This is a genomic window from Amycolatopsis sp. FU40, from assembly GCF_021903635.1.
Lineage (GTDB): Bacteria > Actinomycetota > Actinomycetes > Mycobacteriales > Pseudonocardiaceae > Amycolatopsis > Amycolatopsis dendrobii.
On record NZ_CP091381.1, the window covers coordinates 2,152,362 to 2,167,857 of the forward strand.

General features: G+C 72.0%; 16 protein-coding genes. 6 read left to right on the forward strand and 10 right to left on the reverse strand.

Translation table 11 applies throughout. The features are described from left to right. Positions 1-2: 2 nt before the first annotated feature. Entirely contained in the window at positions 3-974 is a 972-nt protein-coding gene (locus tag L3Q65_RS10770) for a zinc-binding dehydrogenase (RefSeq protein ID WP_182894799.1), read from the forward strand. Positions 975-1,033: 59 nt separating this feature from the next. On the opposite strand, the gene L3Q65_RS10775 is transcribed toward L3Q65_RS10770, so the two are convergent. Genes L3Q65_RS10775 through L3Q65_RS10790 form a run of 4 tightly spaced genes read right to left on the reverse strand, consistent with a single transcriptional unit; the run spans position 1,034 to position 5,972 of the window. Next, positions 1,034-2,617 (reverse strand): ABC transporter ATP-binding protein, encoded by a 1,584-nt coding sequence (locus tag L3Q65_RS10775; protein WP_182894798.1) that lies wholly within the window; start codon positions 2,615-2,617, stop codon positions 1,034-1,036. 4 nt (positions 2,618-2,621) lie between these two features. Further along, on the reverse strand, positions 2,622-3,446 hold the full coding sequence (locus L3Q65_RS10780; protein ID WP_237599550.1) for an ABC transporter permease: 825 nt from the start codon (positions 3,444-3,446) through the stop codon (positions 2,622-2,624). Continuing rightward, complete coding sequence (locus L3Q65_RS10785) at positions 3,439-4,413, reverse strand: ABC transporter permease (protein ID WP_304504556.1); 975 nt, start codon at positions 4,411-4,413, stop codon at positions 3,439-3,441. Before L3Q65_RS10785 ends, L3Q65_RS10780 begins: the two co-directional genes overlap by 8 nt. Next, entirely contained in the window at positions 4,395-5,972 is a 1,578-nt protein-coding gene (locus L3Q65_RS10790) for an ABC transporter substrate-binding protein (protein WP_182894951.1), read from the reverse strand. The genes L3Q65_RS10785 and L3Q65_RS10790 overlap by 19 nt, the downstream gene beginning before the upstream one ends. A gap of 324 nt (positions 5,973-6,296) precedes the next feature. Between L3Q65_RS10790 and L3Q65_RS10795 the strand changes: the two genes are divergently transcribed. Further along, positions 6,297-7,517: an MFS transporter gene (locus tag L3Q65_RS10795; protein WP_182894796.1), complete on the forward strand. Its 1,221-nt coding sequence runs from the start codon at positions 6,297-6,299 to the stop codon at positions 7,515-7,517. On the opposite strand, the gene msrA is transcribed toward L3Q65_RS10795, so the two are convergent. Both msrA and L3Q65_RS10805 read right to left on the reverse strand, forming a co-directional pair. After that, positions 7,514-8,014 (reverse strand): peptide-methionine (S)-S-oxide reductase MsrA, encoded by a 501-nt coding sequence (gene msrA, locus L3Q65_RS10800; protein WP_237599551.1) that lies wholly within the window; start codon positions 8,012-8,014, stop codon positions 7,514-7,516. The genes L3Q65_RS10795 and msrA overlap by 4 nt on opposite strands. A gap of 38 nt (positions 8,015-8,052) precedes the next feature. Beyond that, positions 8,053-8,940: a LysR family transcriptional regulator gene (locus tag L3Q65_RS10805; RefSeq protein ID WP_182894794.1), complete on the reverse strand. Its 888-nt coding sequence runs from the start codon at positions 8,938-8,940 to the stop codon at positions 8,053-8,055. Between the two features lie 84 nt (positions 8,941-9,024). On the opposite strand from L3Q65_RS10805, the gene L3Q65_RS10810 reads away from it, so the two are divergent. Both L3Q65_RS10810 and L3Q65_RS10815 read left to right on the forward strand, forming a co-directional pair. Further along, positions 9,025-9,882, forward strand: a complete 858-nt coding sequence (locus L3Q65_RS10810) for a DMT family transporter (RefSeq protein ID WP_237599552.1) — start codon at positions 9,025-9,027, stop codon at positions 9,880-9,882. A 23-nt stretch (positions 9,883-9,905) separates the two neighbouring features. Beyond that, a complete protein-coding gene (locus L3Q65_RS10815; protein ID WP_237599553.1) occupies positions 9,906-10,538 on the forward strand; it encodes a DsbA family oxidoreductase in 633 nt (210 codons plus the stop codon). A gap of 47 nt (positions 10,539-10,585) precedes the next feature. On the opposite strand, the gene L3Q65_RS10820 is transcribed toward L3Q65_RS10815, so the two are convergent. Beyond that, positions 10,586-11,077, reverse strand: coding sequence for an ATP-binding protein (locus L3Q65_RS10820; protein WP_182894792.1), 492 nt, complete (start codon positions 11,075-11,077; stop codon positions 10,586-10,588). Positions 11,078-11,247: 170 nt separating this feature from the next. Here L3Q65_RS10820 and L3Q65_RS10825 point away from each other — a divergent pair, with 170 nt between their 5' ends. Beyond that, complete coding sequence (locus L3Q65_RS10825) at positions 11,248-11,703, forward strand: nuclear transport factor 2 family protein (RefSeq protein ID WP_182894791.1); 456 nt, start codon at positions 11,248-11,250, stop codon at positions 11,701-11,703. A 44-nt stretch (positions 11,704-11,747) separates the two neighbouring features. Here the strand turns inward: L3Q65_RS10825 and lepB are convergent, their stop codons facing one another. Both lepB and L3Q65_RS10835 read right to left on the reverse strand, forming a co-directional pair. Next, positions 11,748-12,632, reverse strand: a complete 885-nt coding sequence (lepB, locus tag L3Q65_RS10830) for a signal peptidase I (RefSeq protein WP_182894790.1) — start codon at positions 12,630-12,632, stop codon at positions 11,748-11,750. Between the two features lie 174 nt (positions 12,633-12,806). Next, a complete protein-coding gene (locus L3Q65_RS10835; RefSeq protein ID WP_182894789.1) occupies positions 12,807-13,940 on the reverse strand; it encodes a glycosyltransferase family 4 protein in 1,134 nt (377 codons plus the stop codon). 92 nt (positions 13,941-14,032) lie between these two features. Here L3Q65_RS10835 and L3Q65_RS10840 point away from each other — a divergent pair, with 92 nt between their 5' ends. Next, a complete protein-coding gene (locus tag L3Q65_RS10840) occupies positions 14,033-14,173 on the forward strand; it encodes a hypothetical protein (protein ID WP_182894788.1) in 141 nt (46 codons plus the stop codon). A gap of 8 nt (positions 14,174-14,181) precedes the next feature. Here the strand turns inward: L3Q65_RS10840 and L3Q65_RS10845 are convergent, their stop codons facing one another. Then, on the reverse strand, positions 14,182-15,435 hold the full coding sequence (locus L3Q65_RS10845; protein WP_182894787.1) for a polysaccharide pyruvyl transferase family protein: 1,254 nt from the start codon (positions 15,433-15,435) through the stop codon (positions 14,182-14,184). Between the last annotated feature and the right edge of the window lie 61 nt (positions 15,436-15,496).

Below are 15,496 nucleotides of genomic sequence, written 5' to 3' on the forward strand. Positions count from 1 at the left end.
CGATGCGCGCTTTGTCCATCACTCGCTACGGCGGACCCGAGGTCCTCGAAGAAATCGAGGCGCCCGAGCCCGTTCCGGGGCCGGGCGAAGTGACCATCACGGTCTCGCACGCGTCCGTGGGGCTGATCGACGCGCTGATCCGCCGAGGCACGCTCGCGGAGTACGACTACGCGCCGAAGCCGCCGCTGGTGCCCGGGCTCGAGGTCGCGGGCACGATCCGCGCGGCCGGACCGGGGAGCGGCTTCTCGGTCGGGGACGAGGTCGTCACGCTCACGCTGCCCGGAATGGGCGGATACGCCGACGTCAAGCTCGCGCCCGCCGCTCTCGTCGTGCCGCTGGCGGGCACCGGAGTGGACCGCGCGCAGGCTGTGGCCGGTCTGGCGAACACCGTGACCGCCTACCTGTCGCTCACCGAGGCGGTGCGGCTGCCGAAGGACGCGCGCGTGCTCGTGCACGGTGCGCTCGGCGGCCTCGCCTCGGTGTACCCGGAGGTGGCGCGGCTGCTCGGCGCTCGCGAGGTCGTCGGCACGGTCCGGCGCCCTGAGCAGGTCGAGGCGGCGAAGCAGCTCGGTTTCGACCGGGTCGTGCTGTCCGGGGAACCCGGCGAGCTGGGCGCAGAGCGGTTCGAGATCATCGTCGACCCGGTGGGCGGCGACCTGCGGATCGCGTCGCTGGACCTGCTCGCGCCGATGGGGCGGATGCTGGTCGTCGGCAGCGCGGGCAGCGAGACCGCGCCGCTGGTCGACTCGAACGCCGTGTGGGGCAAGAACATCGGCGTGGTCGGGTTCAACGTGGGCGGTTTCCTGGCCGCCGATACCGCGCCCGCTCGCCCCGCCGCGGACGCCGTGCTGCCGCTGTACACCGACGGCCGGATCCGGCTGCCGGTCACCGTCCTGCCGATGGCGCAGGCGCGCGAGGCGCACCGGCGGATGGACGCGGGTGAGGCCGTCGGGCGGCTGGTGCTCGCCAACTAGGGCCGACGCCGGGAACGGAAGCGGCGTCGCCTCTTTCCCGGACGGCGCCTCCGCTGACGTCACGCGCGAACCTGCTCGCCGCCGGGGATCGCGGCCAGCAGGTCGCGCGTGTACTGCACGCGCGGCCGCAGCAGGACGTCGTCGGCCGGGCCGAGTTCGAGCAGCTTGCCCTGGCGCATCACCCCGACCTGGTCGGCGATCTCCCGCACCACGGCCAGGTCGTGGGTGATGAACAGGTACGTCAGGCCGAGCTCGTCCTGCAGGTCCACCAGCAGGTTCAGGATCTGCGCCTGCACCGAAACGTCCAAAGCGGACACCGGCTCGTCCAGCACGACGAGATCCGGCCGCAGCGCCAGCGCCCGGGCGATCGCCGCGCGCTGGCGCTGGCCGCCGGACAGTTCGGCCGGTTTCCGGCGCAGCACGGACGACGGCAGCGCGACCTGGTCCGCCAGTTCGGCGACCCGTCCGGCCCGGCCGCCGACGCGGAACGCGCGCAGCGGTTCGCCGATCACGTCGGCGATGGAAAAGCGCGGGTTCAGCGAGGCGTACGGGTTCTGGTAGACGAGCTGGAACCGGCGGCGCAGCCTGCGCAGTCCGGCGGGGGACAGCCGGGTGACGTCCTGGCCGGCGAAGCTGACCGTGCCCGCGGTCGGGGTTTCCAGGCCGACGACCAGGCGCGCGGTCGTCGTCTTGCCGGACCCGGATTCGCCGACCAGCGCCAGGGTCCGGCCGCGAGTGAGCTGGAACGACACGTCGTCCACGGCTTGCACGGCACCGGCGCGCGAGGAAGCGAAGGTCTTCGAGACCGAGTCGACGGACAGCAGGACTTCCGGGCCTTCCGCGCGGCGGGGCCGGAGTGGTTCGCGGCTGAGACTCGGGGCGGCGGCGAGAAGCCGTCGGGTGTAGTCCTGCGTCGGCGCGGCAAGGAGCTCGCGGGCCGGCCCTTCTTCGACCAGCCGTCCCTCGGAGAGCACGGCGATCCGCCCGGCCCGGTCCGCGGCGACGCCCAGGTCGTGCGTGATCAGCAGGATCGCGGTGCCGTCGTCGGCGGCGAGTTTTGCGAGATGGTCGAGGATTTCCTTCTGCACGGTCACGTCGAGCGCACTGGTCGGCTCGTCGGCAATGATCAGCCGGGGCCGGCCCGCGAGCGCGATCGCGATCAGCACGCGCTGCCGAAGCCCGCCGGACAGCTCGTGCGGATACTGCCGCGCGCGCGATTCCGGCCGGTCGACCCCGGCGCGGCGCAGGAGTTCCACCGCGCGGGCGGCGGCCTCGTTCCTGGCGGCCAGGCGGTGGATCAGCAGCACCTCGGCCACCTGCTCGCCGATCCGCCGGACCGGGTCGAGCGACACCGTCGGATCCTGCGGCACGAGCGCGATCCCGGTGCCGCGGATCCGCCGCCAGTCCTTTTCGGACAGTGTGGTGAGGTCGCGTCCGCCGAAAGTGATCTGTCCGCGGCGGACTCGGCCGCCGCGGGGAAGCAGTCCGATCGCGGCGTGCGCGGTGGTGCTCTTCCCGGAACCGGATTCGCCGACCACCGCGACGATCTCGCCCGCTCCGACCCGCAGGCTCACGTCGCGCACAGCGGGCACCACGCCGCCCGAGGTGCGGTATGAGACCGCCAGTTCGCTGATCTCCAGCACTTTGTCAGCTCCGTTCGCCGTCGAGAGCCCGGGACACGCGGTTCGCCGCCAGCACGACGGCCGCGACGGTCAGCCCCGGGAACGTGGTCATCCACCAAGCGGTGGCCAGGAAATTGCGTCCGCCGGCGACGAGCGCGCCCCACTCCGGCGTCGGCGGGGTCGCGCCGAACCCGAGGAAGCTGAGCGCGGACACTTCGAGCACCGCGATCCCGACGGTCACCGTGGCCAGCACGAGCACCGGTCCCAGTGCGTTGGGCAGCACATGCCGTCCGAGCACCCCGCCCCAGCGCACGCCGGACGCCCGCGCTGCCTCGACGAAGACGCCGGAACGCACTCGCAGCACCTCGGCGCGCATCAGCCGGGCGAACGACGCGAGGTGCGCCACCCCGACGGCGATCGCCACGTTCGTGGTTCCGAAGCCGAGCGCGGTCACCAGCGCCAGCGACAGCAGGATCGACGGAACCGCCTGGAGGACGTCGACGATCCGCATCACGACCGAGTCGAGCCAGCCGCCGCGGAACCCGGCGAGCAGCCCCAGCGCGGACCCGGCGGCGAACGCGACGAGGACCGCGAGCACCGTCGCGCGCAGGGACAGCCCGGCCCCGTGCACGACGCGGGCGTACCCGTCGCGGCCGGTCTCGTCGGTGCCGAACAGGTGGCTGAGCGAGGGGCCTTGGAGCCGTTCGGACGGGATGCCGGTGATCGGGTCTTGGCTGGTGAACAGGGTGGGGGCGAAGGCGGCGATCAGCACGGCGGCGAGGACGAGTCCGGAGAGGACCAAGCCTGGGCGGCGGACGAGGAATCGGCGGGACAGCACGGCTTCAGACATGCGCGGGCACCTCCTTGCGCACGGAGACCCGCGGGTCCAGCAGCGGGTAGACGAGGTCGACGACGAGATTGAGCACCACGAAGAAGAACGCGGCGAGCACGATCACCGCCTGCACCACCGGCACGTCCTGCGCGGTCACCGCCGACGCCGTGACGCGGCCGAGACCGTCGCGGGAGAACACGGTTTCGGTCACCACCGAACCGGCCAGCAGGTTGCCCGCGACGACGCCCACCAGAGTGAGCGCGGGCAGTCCGGCGTTGCGCAGCGCGTGTCCGAAGTGGACTCGGCGAGGGCTCGCGCCCTTCGCGCGCACCACCTCGATGTACGGCTCGGCGAGCTGTGTTCGCAGGCTCTTCGCCAGCACTTGCGCGATGATCGCGCCGGTCGGCAGGGCGAGCGTGACCGCTGGGAGGACGAGCGACGCGAAGCCGGTCGATCCGAGCGCCGGGAACAGCCGCAGCCGGAACGAGAACAGCTGGATCAGCAGCAGCCCGACCCAGAACGTCGGCAGCGAAGTGCCCAGCGGCGGCAGCGAAAGCAGGAGCTGGCTCACCCAGCGGGTGCGGGTGAAGGTGCCCAGCACGGCGATCCCGCCGCCGAAGACGATCGCGAGCACCAGCGCCAGTCCGGAGACGGCGAGCGTCGGCGGCAACGCGGTGAGGACTTGGCGGGTGGCGTCGTCGCCGGTGGCCACCGAGGTGCCGAAGTCGCCGTGCAGCGCGGCGAGGAGGTGCTTGCCGTACTGCACGAGGACCGGGTCGTCCAGCCCGTACTCGGCGCGCAGGGCGGCGATCTGCTCCGGCGACGCGCTGGGACCGCCCTCGGCCGAGCCGAGTTTGGTCAGCACCGCGTCGCCGGGCAGCAGGTACAGGATGACGAACGACAGCGTGAACGCCGCCCACAGCACCACTACGGCCTGCAGAACGCGGCGAAGCAGCGGGAAGCCTTTCACGAGCCCGAAACCCACGCGTCGAACAGCTGGAGCCGCGAGGAAGCCTCGAAGCCGACGTCATGTGCGTTCGGTCCGACGCCGAGCACCTGCGTCAGTTCGAAGACCGGGATCGAGTAGGCCTGCTCCACGATGGTCCGCTGCGCCTTTTCCGCCGCGGGCTTGCGCTTCGCGGGATCGACGGTCGCGGACTGTTCGTTCAGCGACGCGTCGAGCGGGTTGTCCGCGGGCAGCTTGCTGCGGTTGTTCGTCTTCGTGGAGAACTGCTGGCGCAGGATGTCCGGGTCGGCGCGGGTGACGTTGTACCAGAGGAAATCGTACTGGCCTGCCTGCTGAAGGCGGGTGACCTCGGCGTTGGTGTGCAGCTCGATCTTGAGGTCGAAACCGATCTTGCGCAGCTGCTGCTGGATCAGCTCCAGCACGCTCTGGTTCTGGTTGAACACCGCGGAGAACAGCACGGACGCGGTGAGCCGCTGCCCGTTCTTCGTCCGGATGCCGTCCGGGCCGGGGACCCAGCCGTCGGACTGCAGCAGCGCCTTCGCGCCTTCCGGGTCGTAGGCGAGTTCCTTGGACAGATCGGTGTACAGCGGCGTCGCGGTGCCGAGGATGCTCGTGGCGGGCTTGTAGTTCGGGGTGAGCACGGTGCTGGTGACCTCGGGCCGGTTCACGCCCTTCGACACCGCCTGCCGCACTTTCTGGTCGGCGAGGACGCCGCGGGTCACGTTCGCGTGCAGGTTGAACACGATGCCCGGGTTCGGCCGGACGGGTTCGGTGAAGCCGTTGCCGGAGAACTGCGGTTCGTCCACCGGCTGGACGTCGGTGATCGCGTCGAGCTGCCCGGACGTCAGGCTGCCCGACCGCACGCCGGGTTCCGGCACCACGCGGAAATCGATCTTGTCGACGTACGCCTCGCCCTGGTGCCGCCACAACGGCGAACCCCAGTGGTAACCCGTGCGCTTGCTGAGCACGATGTTCTGGTTCGGCTTCAGGCTGGTGAACACGAACGGGCCCGAGCCGATCAGGCCAGCGCCCTGGCAGCGCTGCTCGGCGGTGTGCCGGAACGCCGCGGGCGCGAGCACGCCGAGCGACATCGTGGAGCTCGCTTGCAGGAACTGCGCGCTGGGCTGGGTGAACTCGAGCCGGACGGTCGCTGGGTCGACCACTGTCGCGCCGCGGTAGGCGGCCAGGTAGCTGGAACCGAGCAGGGCCTTCGCGCCGAGCGCCTTGATGCCGTCGAAGCTGGCCTTCACCGCGGCGGCGTCCACGGGGGAGCCGTCGGAGAAGGTGGCGCCGGAGCGGAGGTGGAAGGTGAAGCTCGTGGAATCGGGGCTGACCGTCCAGCGGTCGGCGAGCCACGGGGTGATCGCGCCGGTTTTCGGGTCCTGGTCGGTGAGCGAATCGACCAGCTGGCGGCCGACGTTCACCGAGGCGTTGGTGCTGACCTGCTGCGGGTCGATGCAGTCGGGATTGGACGAGATGCCCAGCCGGAGCGTGCCGCCCGGGCGCGGGGGACCGGCGTCCTGCGGACTGGCCCCGCCCGCCGTGCCGCACGCGGCGAGCAGCAGCGGAAAGGCCAGCGCGAAGGCGAGACGGGACCGCGCGCGGGCGGGACGGCCGGGTCGGGGCGGGGTGTGGCGGGGCACGGAATTCCTCCAGCGGGGACGGAACGGATGCGTCCAGCTCAACCGTTCGCGACGGTTCGCTGAAGCCCGTCCCAGCAGGTGAACCGCCGTCCCGCGATCCGGCCGGGCGCGCGGATTCCGGTTGACGGACAAGGGAAAGCGTGGCCCGCGCCCGCGTGATAACCGGAGCGGTTTTGTTCGGCGAGGAGGTCCGGGGACCGGGAGCGCGTGCCGGTGCGCTGCGGAAAACCAGTTGCGGCGCGCGGGAGACTGGCGGGCATGGCGGGGTGGGGCGGGAGCGGATCGGCTTGGGTCCGCCTGCAAGCGGTGGCGGTGTCCGGTTCAACCTGTGAAGGGCTTTTGCTCGCGGCACTGCCCTTGCTGGCCGTCTCGATCACCACCGACCCGCGTGCGGTGTCTCTGGTGAACGTCGCCGGGCAAGCGCCGTGGCTGCTGCTTTCGCTGTTCGCCGGGGTGGTGATCGACCGGGTCCGGCGCACGACCGTGCTCGCCTCGGCGTACGCGGTGCAGATCGTGGCCGCGCTCACGTTGGCGCTGCTCGGTTCCACCGGTTCGCTGAGCCTGCCCGCGCTGCTGGTGGTGGCGTTCGTGCTCACCACGGCGCAGGTGTTCGGCGACGGCGCGGCGGGCTCGGTGGTCCCCGAGGTCGTCACGCCGGATCAGCTCACCATGGCCAATTCCCGGCTGCAGGTGATCGACCGGGGCATGGTCCAGTTCGTGGTGCCGCCGGCGACCGGGCTGCTGATCGGGATCAGCGCGGGGCTGCCCGCGTGGCTGGCAGCCGTCGCCGCGCTGGTCGCGTTGCTTCTCGCACGCGGGATACCGTCGGCGAAACCGGTGCGCACGCCCGCGCATCCGCTGAAGGACGTGACTGCCGGGCTGCGCTATCTCGTCGGCACGCCGCTGTTGCGGTCGATCACCGTCACGGTCGCGCTGGGCTCGTTCGCGGCGGCCGCGGGCAACTCGATGCTCGTCCTGTACGCCACACAGGAACTGCGTCTCTCGCCGTTCGGGTACGGCGTGCTGCTGGCCTGCCTGGCGGTCGGCTGGGTGGTGTCGTCGTTCTTCGTGGACCGGTTCGTGCGCCGGTTCGGCTACTCGACAGCGATGCGGATCGCGCAGGCGTGCGCGGTGCTGAGCCAGCTGCTGATCGCGATCGTGCCGCCGTGGCCGGTGCTGGTCGGCGCGGTGCTGATCTTCCTCACCGCGACGACGCTGATCTGGAACGTGTGCTCGCAGTCGAGCAGGCAGCGGTTCACGCCGCCGGAGCTGCTCGGGCGCGTGCTGACCAGCCATCGCGCGCTGGCCTGGGGATTGACGCCGCTGGGCGCGCTCGCGGGCGGGTTCGTGGCCGTGCACTGGAGCTTGCGCGGGGTGTGGGTGATGGCGGCGGCGGTCCAGCTGCTCGGGACGTCGCTGGTGTGGCGGCGGCTGAGCCCGGCGGCCTTCCGGGAGGCCGAGGCCGCGATGGCGCGCTAGCCGCGCTTCGGCAGTTTCCAGCCGGGACGGGGAAAGTGGCAGGTGTAGCCGTTGGGGTAGTGCTGCAGGTAGTCCTGGTGCTCCGGTTCGGCTTCCCAGAAGTCCCCGGCGGGCGTCACCTCGGTGACGACTTTCCCGGGCCAGAGGCCGGAGGCGTCGACGTCGGCGATGGTGTCTTCGGCGATCTGCTTCTGCTCGTCGGTGGTGTAGAAGATGGCGGAGCGGTAGCTGGTGCCGATGTCGTTGCCTTGGCGGTTTTTGGTGCTGGGGTCGTGGACCTGGAAGAAGAACTCCAGCAGGGTGCGGAAGTCGGTTTGTTCCGGGTCGTAGGCGACCTCGATGGTTTCGGCGTGGGTGCCGTGGTTGCGGTAGGTGGCGTGGGGGACGTCGCCGCCGCTGTAGCCGACGCGGGTCGCGGTCACGCCGGGCTGGTGGCGGAACAGCTCCTCCATGCCCCAGAAACACCCGCCGGCCAGAATCGCCTTCTCCGTGGCCATGTCGCCTCCTCCGTGCTCGCACCGCTTCCGCCGCCATGCTAGCCGCCGGGCAGCAGCCCGAGGACGAGGGCGAGCGGCGGCCACGCGTCGCGCCCGCGCCGGGTGCAGGCGAAGGCCCGCAGCCGGACGTCCGGCCCGGTCAGCGCCACGACGGCGACGTCGGGCCGGGTCTCCCAGGATTCGGGCAGCAGGCCGACCCCGCCGCCCGCCGCGATGAGGTCCTGGACGAGGTCGAGGTTGTCCGCGCGGTGGGTGAACCGCGGCGAGAACCCGGCCATCGACGCCAGCGTCCCGACGACCGTCTCGTCCGCGCCGTTGCGGGAGTTGCCGATCCAGTCGCGGTCGCGGAAGGCGGCGAACACGTCGAGGGTTCCGTTGCCCCGCAACCGGTTCGCGTCCGCGCGCGGCACCGCGAGTCCCCACGGCTCCGCCCACAGCGGACGGACGGCGAGCGACGGGTCGGCGGCCGCGGGCGCGAGGTTGTAGTCGTAGGTGAGGGCGAGGTCGATGTCGTCGGTCCGCAACTGGGCCAGTGCTTCGGCGGGTTCGTGCTCGCTGATCACGACGCGGACGCGCGGATGCCGCTGCGCGAGGAGGTCCGCGACCGGGAGCACCGCGTGCCGCACGCCCGTCCCGAACCCCGCGACGCGCACGGTTCCGGCGGGTTCGGCCTCGGGATCGAGATCCACCCGCGCCGCTTCGACCGCGCCCAGGATCGTCACCGCGTGCTCGGCGAGCCGTCGCCCGGCGGGAGTGAGCCGCACGCGGCGGCCGTCCGGTTCGAGGAGCGCGACACCGGTTTCCTTGGCCAGCACCGAGATCTGCTGCGAGACGGTGGACGTTGTGGTTTCGAACACGTCCGCCACCGCGCGCATCGAGCCGAGCCGCGACAACTCGAGAAGGAACTGCAGCCTGCGGGTCTCCATCCGCCGATTGTCCAGGATATCCGAACAGTACGTCCAGGATTGGCACGTGGACACGAACGGTCTCGATGCGTTCTCCTGGACAACGTGCTTCCCTCCTCTCCCCGGGCCGGTGTCGCCCTCGCCGTCGGCGCCATGCTGTCCGTCCAGCTCGGGCTGGCGGTTTCGGTCGACATCGCGAACCGGATCGGGCCGACCGGCGTCGCGTGGCTGCGGCTCGCGTGGGCCGGGGTGCTGCTCTTGGTGCTCGTGCGGCCGAGGCCGTCGGCGTTCCGCCGCCCGGCGTTGCTGACGTGCGTGGTGCTCGGCTTCGCGACAGCCGGGATGACGATCCTGTTCATGATCGCCGCGACCCGGCTGCCGCTGGGCACCGCGAGCGCGCTGGAATTCCTCGGCCCGCTCACCGTCGCGATCGTGCGCGGCCGCGGCGGAACCCGGGTGTGGCCAGTGCTGGCGGCTGCCGGAGTGGTGCTGCTGACGCAACCATGGCAGGGCGGGACCGACCTGATCGGCGTCGGCTGCGCGCTCGCGGCCGCGGTCTGCTGGGGCGCGTACATCGTGCTGACGCAACGGGTCGGCGACGAGGTGTCGGGCCTGCGCGGGCTGGCGGTGTCGATGCCGGTGGCCGGTCTGGTCGCCACGGTCGTGCACGCCCCGGCGGTGGCCGGCGAGCTGACCTGGCCGCTGGTGCTCGCCGGGCTCGGGCTGGCGGTGCTCGTGCCGGTGGTGCCGTTCAGCCTGGAAATGATGGCGTTGCGCCGGCTGACGGCGTCGGCGTTCGGGACGCTGATGAGCCTGGAGCCGGCGATCGCGCTCGTGCTAGGGCTGATCGTGCTGCACCAGGTGCCGAATGTCGCGGCGGTGGCCGGGATCGCGTTCGTGGTGACCGCGGGCATCGGCGCGGAACGGACCGGGGCGCGGGAGCCGGTGAAGACCGCCGTCTAGCCGGCGCGTTCTACGCTGGCGGCATGCAGGTGGAAATCTGGAGCGATGTCGTGTGCCCGTGGTGCTATCTCGGGAAGGCGCGGTTCGAGAAGGCGCTGGCCGGGTTCGAGCACCGGGACGAGGTGACCGTGACTTACCGGTCGTTCGAACTGGACCCCGGCAAGACCGGGACCGAGCCGTTGCTGGACATGCTCACCGCGAAGTACGGGCCGCAGGCCGCCGAGATGGAGCAGCGGGTCGCCGGGCTCGCGGCGGCGGAAGGGCTCGGCTACCGGACGGACCGGGAGATCGGCAACACCTTCGACGCGCACCGGCTGCTGCACCTGGCCCGCGAAAAGGGGCTGGAGAACGAGATGCTGTCGGCGTTGTTCCGCGCGAATTTCGCTGAGGCCCGGGCGGTGTTCGCCCCGGACGTGCTGGCCGATGTCGCCGAGGAAGCCGGATTGCCGCGCGCCGAGGCCGAAGCGGTGCTGGCGGATCCGTCGCGGTACGCGGAGGCGGTCCGGGCCGAGGAACGCGAGGCCGCCGAACTGGGCGCGGGCGGGGTGCCGTTTTTCGTGCTGGGACGGCGGTTCGGCGTGTCCGGCGGGCAGTCCGCGGAGGTTTTCGCGCAGGCGCTGGAAAAAGCCTGGGAGGCTGCCGCCGCCGGGAGCTGAGAACGGCCCGGCCGCGGCCAAGCAGCCGGGCGTCCCTTCCGGAGCGGTTACTCGGACCAGGTGCTGAGGCGGTTCAGCAGCCGTTCCAGCACCTGCGGGTCCGCGGTGACCGGTTCGCCGGAGACGGGTTCGTCCACCAGCGTGCGCCGGTCGCCCCGGCGCGGCAGCCGGACCTGCCCGGCGGAGATCCCGCCGGGCAGCGCCAGTTCGCACCACGTGGTGCGGCCGCCGCGTTCGCCGGGGCGCACGCCGATCCGCTCGTCGCGCGGCGGGTCCGGGGCGACGAGGTCGTCGTCGACCTCGATGACCAGCCGGTCCCCGCGCAGCTGGAGCCGGACGGTCACGAAGGCGGGCGCGGACGGGCTGCTCTGGTCGACGACGTCGCCGACGAGCCGGACCGCGGCGTTCGTGACCTGGTCCAGCATCGGCATCAGGGACCAGTCGGTCAGGATCAGGCGGACGAACAGCTCGGTGCACGGGACCGCGCTCGGCTGCGCCACCAGCCGGAGGTCGTCCACCTGGGTAGTGCGCGTGCTCAAGCGTCACCTTCCTCCTCGGCGAGCGGTCCGATCGGCCGGGACCGTGCGGGCATCATGCCACCGCCGCCGCACCGCGCTGCGGCGGGAGGGCGGTCTCCGGGAGAACCGCTGGTCACGGGTCCGGGCGGACGTGCGGGCCGCGTCCACTGTGGAACTCCTATGCTGGCCCGATGTCGGCAGAGTCGGCCCGGTGGGCGATCCAGGACCTGATCATGACCTACGCCGCGCGCATCGACGCGGGCGATCTGGCCGGGGTGGGCGAACTGTTCCGCGAGGGCACCTTGCACAGCGGCGGCGGCCGGTCCGGGCGGGAGGCCGTGGAGAACTGGTTCCGCGACATCCTGATCATCCATCCCGACGGCACGCCGAGGACCCGCCACGTGACGACGAACGTCCGGATCGCGCCGGGGGAGGACACGGCTTCCGCGCACAGCTACTTCACCGTTTTCCAAGCCGCGGAAGACTTTCCGCTGCAACCCATCGCCGCCGGGCACTACGACGACCGGTTCGTCCGGCGCGGCGGCGAATGGCTGTTCGCGGAGCGGACGCCGGTGCTGCAGCTGACGGGGGATCTGACGCGGCATCTCCGGATGGACGTCGTGCGGGCGGCCGGCGCGGGCCGGTGAGGCGGCGCTGCTCCCGCTCTTGCGGACGGACAGTCGGATCGCGGTCAGTCCTGTTTGGCCAGCTTCCGCCGCAGGCTCCGCCCGGCGGCGAGCGTCGGGAACGCCAGCAGCGCCCCGGCGCCGAGCGGGATTCCCTGCTGCCACGCGGGTGCGCCGAGCGCGGCGGGCGCGGCTTGCGGGTCGTGGTCGCTGACGCCGCCCCAGCGCGACGGCGGCAGGACGATCACCCGCGCCTTGCCGATGACGTCGTCCACCGGGACGGTGCCGTTGACTCCGCCGCCGCCCTGGCAGCGCGAGTCGCACGAGTTCTCGCGGTTGTCGCCCATCACCCAGAGGCTTCCCTTCGGGACGGTGACCGGGGCGAAGGTCTGCCGCGCCGTCGGCGGCTGGTCCAGCCAGTGCACGTACGGTTCGTCGAGCGGTTTGCCGTCGACCAGGACGCGGCCCTGCGGGTCGCAGCACTGGACGGTCTGGCCGCCGACGGCGATCACGCGCTTCACGAAGTCGCGCTCGTCCGGCGGCGCGAAGCCGACGAGGGAACCGAGGCCGCGCAACGTCTTCGTGAAGAAGTTGCCCGACTCCTGCGGGGCGATCTCGTTCGCGGTCCACGGCTGCGGGCCGCGGAAGACGATGACGTCGCCGGGGGCGGGATCGGTGAAATCGTAGGTGACGCGGTCGACGACGACCCGGTCGCCGAAGCAGCCGTCGCAGCCGTGCAGCGTCGTCTCCATCGACGCCGAAGGGATCAGGAACACCTTCGCGACGAACTGCTGGATCAGGATCGTCAGCACCAGCGCGATGCCGATCAGGATCGGCAGTTCCTGCCAGAACGGGCGCTTCCGCCGCTTCTTCCCGGGCGGTTCGCCCGCGCCGGGATGCTCGGATCCGGACTCGCCGGGGGCGGGGACTGGGGGGATCGGGTCGGCCACGCCGTCAGGCTACCCAGATCCGCGCGCCCGGCGGCGGACCGCGCGCGGCCACGATCGGGGGGTCGTGCCGGTGAGCGGGACGGCAACCGGAGATTTCGCCCTCAGGGAAGGAAAACGGGTCGGAACCGGGGGAGGATTGCGGAATCCGGCGGAAGCCGGCCGGCCGGGGCGCCGTCATCGTGAGACCGGAGCGCCGCGCCGGTCGAGCGCGGTCAGCTGCTCGACGAACTCCGCGACCCGATGACTCCACGTGTACCGGCTGCGCACGAGTTCGCAGGCGTTCTCCCGGATCGCGTGTGCGAGCCCCGGGTTGCTCTCGAGCCGGTCCAGTTCGCCGGCGAGCGCTTCGGGAGAACGCGGCGCGGCAAGCAGCCCGTTGACCCCGTCGGTCACCAGCGCGGCGAGCGGACCGACCGCGGTGGCGATGACCGGCACCCGGCTCGCCCACGCTTCGAGCAGTGCCGTCGGGAAGGCGTCGTTCGGACTGGTCGGGCAGAGAACGAGCGAACTGGCACTGCGGAGAGCGCGGAATTTCGCGGAGCCGCGGAGATTTCCGGCGAAGGTGACGTTGCCGTCGATCCCGAGTTTCCGGGCGAGGGCCTCGTATCCGGGTCGCGCGGCGCCGTCGCCGATCACCAGCAGGCGCCCGCGGCGGATGCTCATCGCGTGCAGGAGCTGGTCGAGGCCTTTCCACGCGTGGGTCGGTTCCAGCCGGGCCAGAAAAGCGGCGGCGTAAGGACGGTTCCCGCCGAGCGGGGACGTCAAGAGCTCCGGGGCGACGGCGTTCTCCAGCACGCCGACTTTGTCGCCGTAGCGCGGGCGGAAGCGGTCGGCGACGTAGTCGGAAACCCCCAGGATCAGGTCCGCCCGGCGGAGCATGAAGGCCTCGGCGCCGGCATAGGCGCGCGCGACGGCGTTGAAGAACGGGTGACCGTCCTTGGCCAGGGCGGCGGCGTGATAAGTCACGACGACCGGGGTGTTCCCGGCGGCGAGGGTCGCGGCGTCGGCGAGACCGGGCACCGGGGTGTGGACGTTGAGGAAGTCGGCCTGTTCGGCGCGCAGGATGCGGCGGATCCGGCGCGGCCAGCGCGGGTCGAGGGGAGTGTTGGACAGCTTGGCGAGTGCGGGGAGCCGGTAGACCGGAAAGGGGTCGCCGGACCCGGCGCGGGCGCTGGTGGTGACGACGACCGGCCGCCATCCGGGGACTTCCCGCAGCGCGGCGGCCAGGCTGTGCACGTAGGTCTGCACGCCGCCGACGTCCGGCGGGAAGTACGGCGTCGCGAAGACGACGGTGCGTTCTCGGCTCACGGAGGCTCCTGTCCTCATTGGTCCGGTTGGCTGGGCGCGCGCGGATGTGATGGTGTGTGCCGGGGGAGCGGGGGACTTCGAGGAGGCGCAGGATGTCCGGGATCCGGATGCCGTGGGCGACGATGCGGTGCCGCGCGTGCGGTCACGAACGCAGCGAGCACCGGCATTTGCGCGGCGGCACCGACTGCGGACGCTGCGGCTGCCGCCGGTTCCGCTGGCTGCGGCGGGGCTGACCTCCGCGTCAGGCGGCATCGAGCAGGTGGCGCAGATCGCGGGCCCGGCGCGCGTAAGGGGGAAGCACTTCGCGCAGGTGCCGCCGGTAGTCGTCGCGGTGGTCGACGAGGCTGTCGAGGAGCGCGGGCAACGTGGTTTCGCGGACTTCGGCGATGCCGACGACCCATTCCGCGAGCCCGAGATCGCGCATGATGCCCGCCGTTTTGTGCTCGTACTCGATCGCGAGGCACGGGACGTGCGCGGTGAGGGCGAAGATGACCGAGTGGAAACGGGTGCCGATCACGAGGTCGGCCTCGGCGTAGAGGGCGCGGGCGTCGCGGTGGTCGAAGGTGTCGTCGCCGAGGACGCGCAGCCGGGCGTGGTCGAGTCCGGCGGCGAGGCGGGTGTTGACCCTGCGGTCGTCGTCGCCTTGGAAAGCGCAGGTCACTTGCGGGACCAGGACGACGTGGTACCCGCGGCCGAGCAGGTGCCGGATGCCCGCGGCCAAGGCGCGTTCGTAGCGGTGCTGTCCGGCGTCGTCGAGCCACTGGCGGGCGGTGACCATCGCGATGCGGGCGTCGGCGGGGACGGCGAGAGCAGTGCGCCAGTCGCGATCGGAGCGGGTCTCGAAGGCGAAGGCGCTGTCGACGCTGCGGGTGAGCAGATGCGGCGGCAGCCCGATTTCGGTGAGCCGCTCGCGGCTGATGTCTTCGCGGACGAGGACCGCGTCGGCCCGCCCGAGGACGTGGCGGACCAGCACGCGCTGGAGCCGGCGGGGAAACGGCCCGTAGGACTGCGGCCCGGTCACGACCCGGACGCCGAACCGCTCGGCCAGCCACAGCGGGAGCAGCAGGAAGAGGATGTTGAGGTCGGAGGCGAAGTTCGCCCGGCCGTTCAGGTAGCCGCCGCCGAGGGAGACGACGAGGTCGGCGGTCGCGAGCGCGTGCAGTTCGCGGCGCGGTTCGGCGGGCAGCAACCGGGCCGCAGCCAGCCGCAGCCGCCGCGGAAGCCGGGCGGCGGCGAGCGCGACGACCGGGAGCAGGCTCAGTTTCCGCAGGATCCGCCGGAGCCGGGGGATGTCCTCCTCGCCCGAGTAGCGGCGGAACGACCCGAGGTTGGGCACGCCCTCGAACTCCGGCCAGCGCGCCGGATGCTCGAACCCGGCGATCGCGATCCGCGCGCCGGGCAGCGCGCGGCGGATCTGGTCCAGCAGGACGCTGAGCAGGGCGGCGTCGCCGCGATTGCCGCGTTCGAACGCGTTGACTACGACGACACGGGTCATCTGCGGGCCTCCAAGAGGGAACGGGCCGGGCGGCGCCGGACGGGGCATCGGCAGGACTCCG

Excerpts from the sequence above, each read along its gene's own strand:
- L3Q65_RS10825 (WP_182894791.1), top strand. The coding sequence starts at position 11,248 with ATGTCGGCAGAGTCGGCCCGGTGGGCGATCCAGGACCTGATCATGACC.
- L3Q65_RS10840 (WP_182894788.1), top strand. The coding sequence starts at position 14,033 with ATGTCCGGGATCCGGATGCCGTGGGCGACGATGCGGTGCCGCGCGTGC.
- L3Q65_RS10795 (WP_182894796.1), top strand. The coding sequence starts at position 6,297 with ATGGCGGGGTGGGGCGGGAGCGGATCGGCTTGGGTCCGCCTGCAAGCG.
- L3Q65_RS10770 (WP_182894799.1), top strand. The coding sequence starts at position 3 with ATGCGCGCTTTGTCCATCACTCGCTACGGCGGACCCGAGGTCCTCGAA.
- L3Q65_RS10845 (WP_182894787.1), bottom strand. The coding sequence starts at position 15,435 with ATGACCCGTGTCGTCGTAGTCAACGCGTTCGAACGCGGCAATCGCGGC.
- L3Q65_RS10780 (WP_237599550.1), bottom strand. The coding sequence starts at position 3,446 with ATGTCTGAAGCCGTGCTGTCCCGCCGATTCCTCGTCCGCCGCCCAGGC.
- L3Q65_RS10805 (WP_182894794.1), bottom strand. The coding sequence starts at position 8,940 with ATGGAGACCCGCAGGCTGCAGTTCCTTCTCGAGTTGTCGCGGCTCGGC.
- msrA (WP_237599551.1), bottom strand. The coding sequence starts at position 8,014 with ATGGCCACGGAGAAGGCGATTCTGGCCGGCGGGTGTTTCTGGGGCATG.
- L3Q65_RS10815 (WP_237599553.1), top strand. The coding sequence starts at position 9,906 with ATGCAGGTGGAAATCTGGAGCGATGTCGTGTGCCCGTGGTGCTATCTC.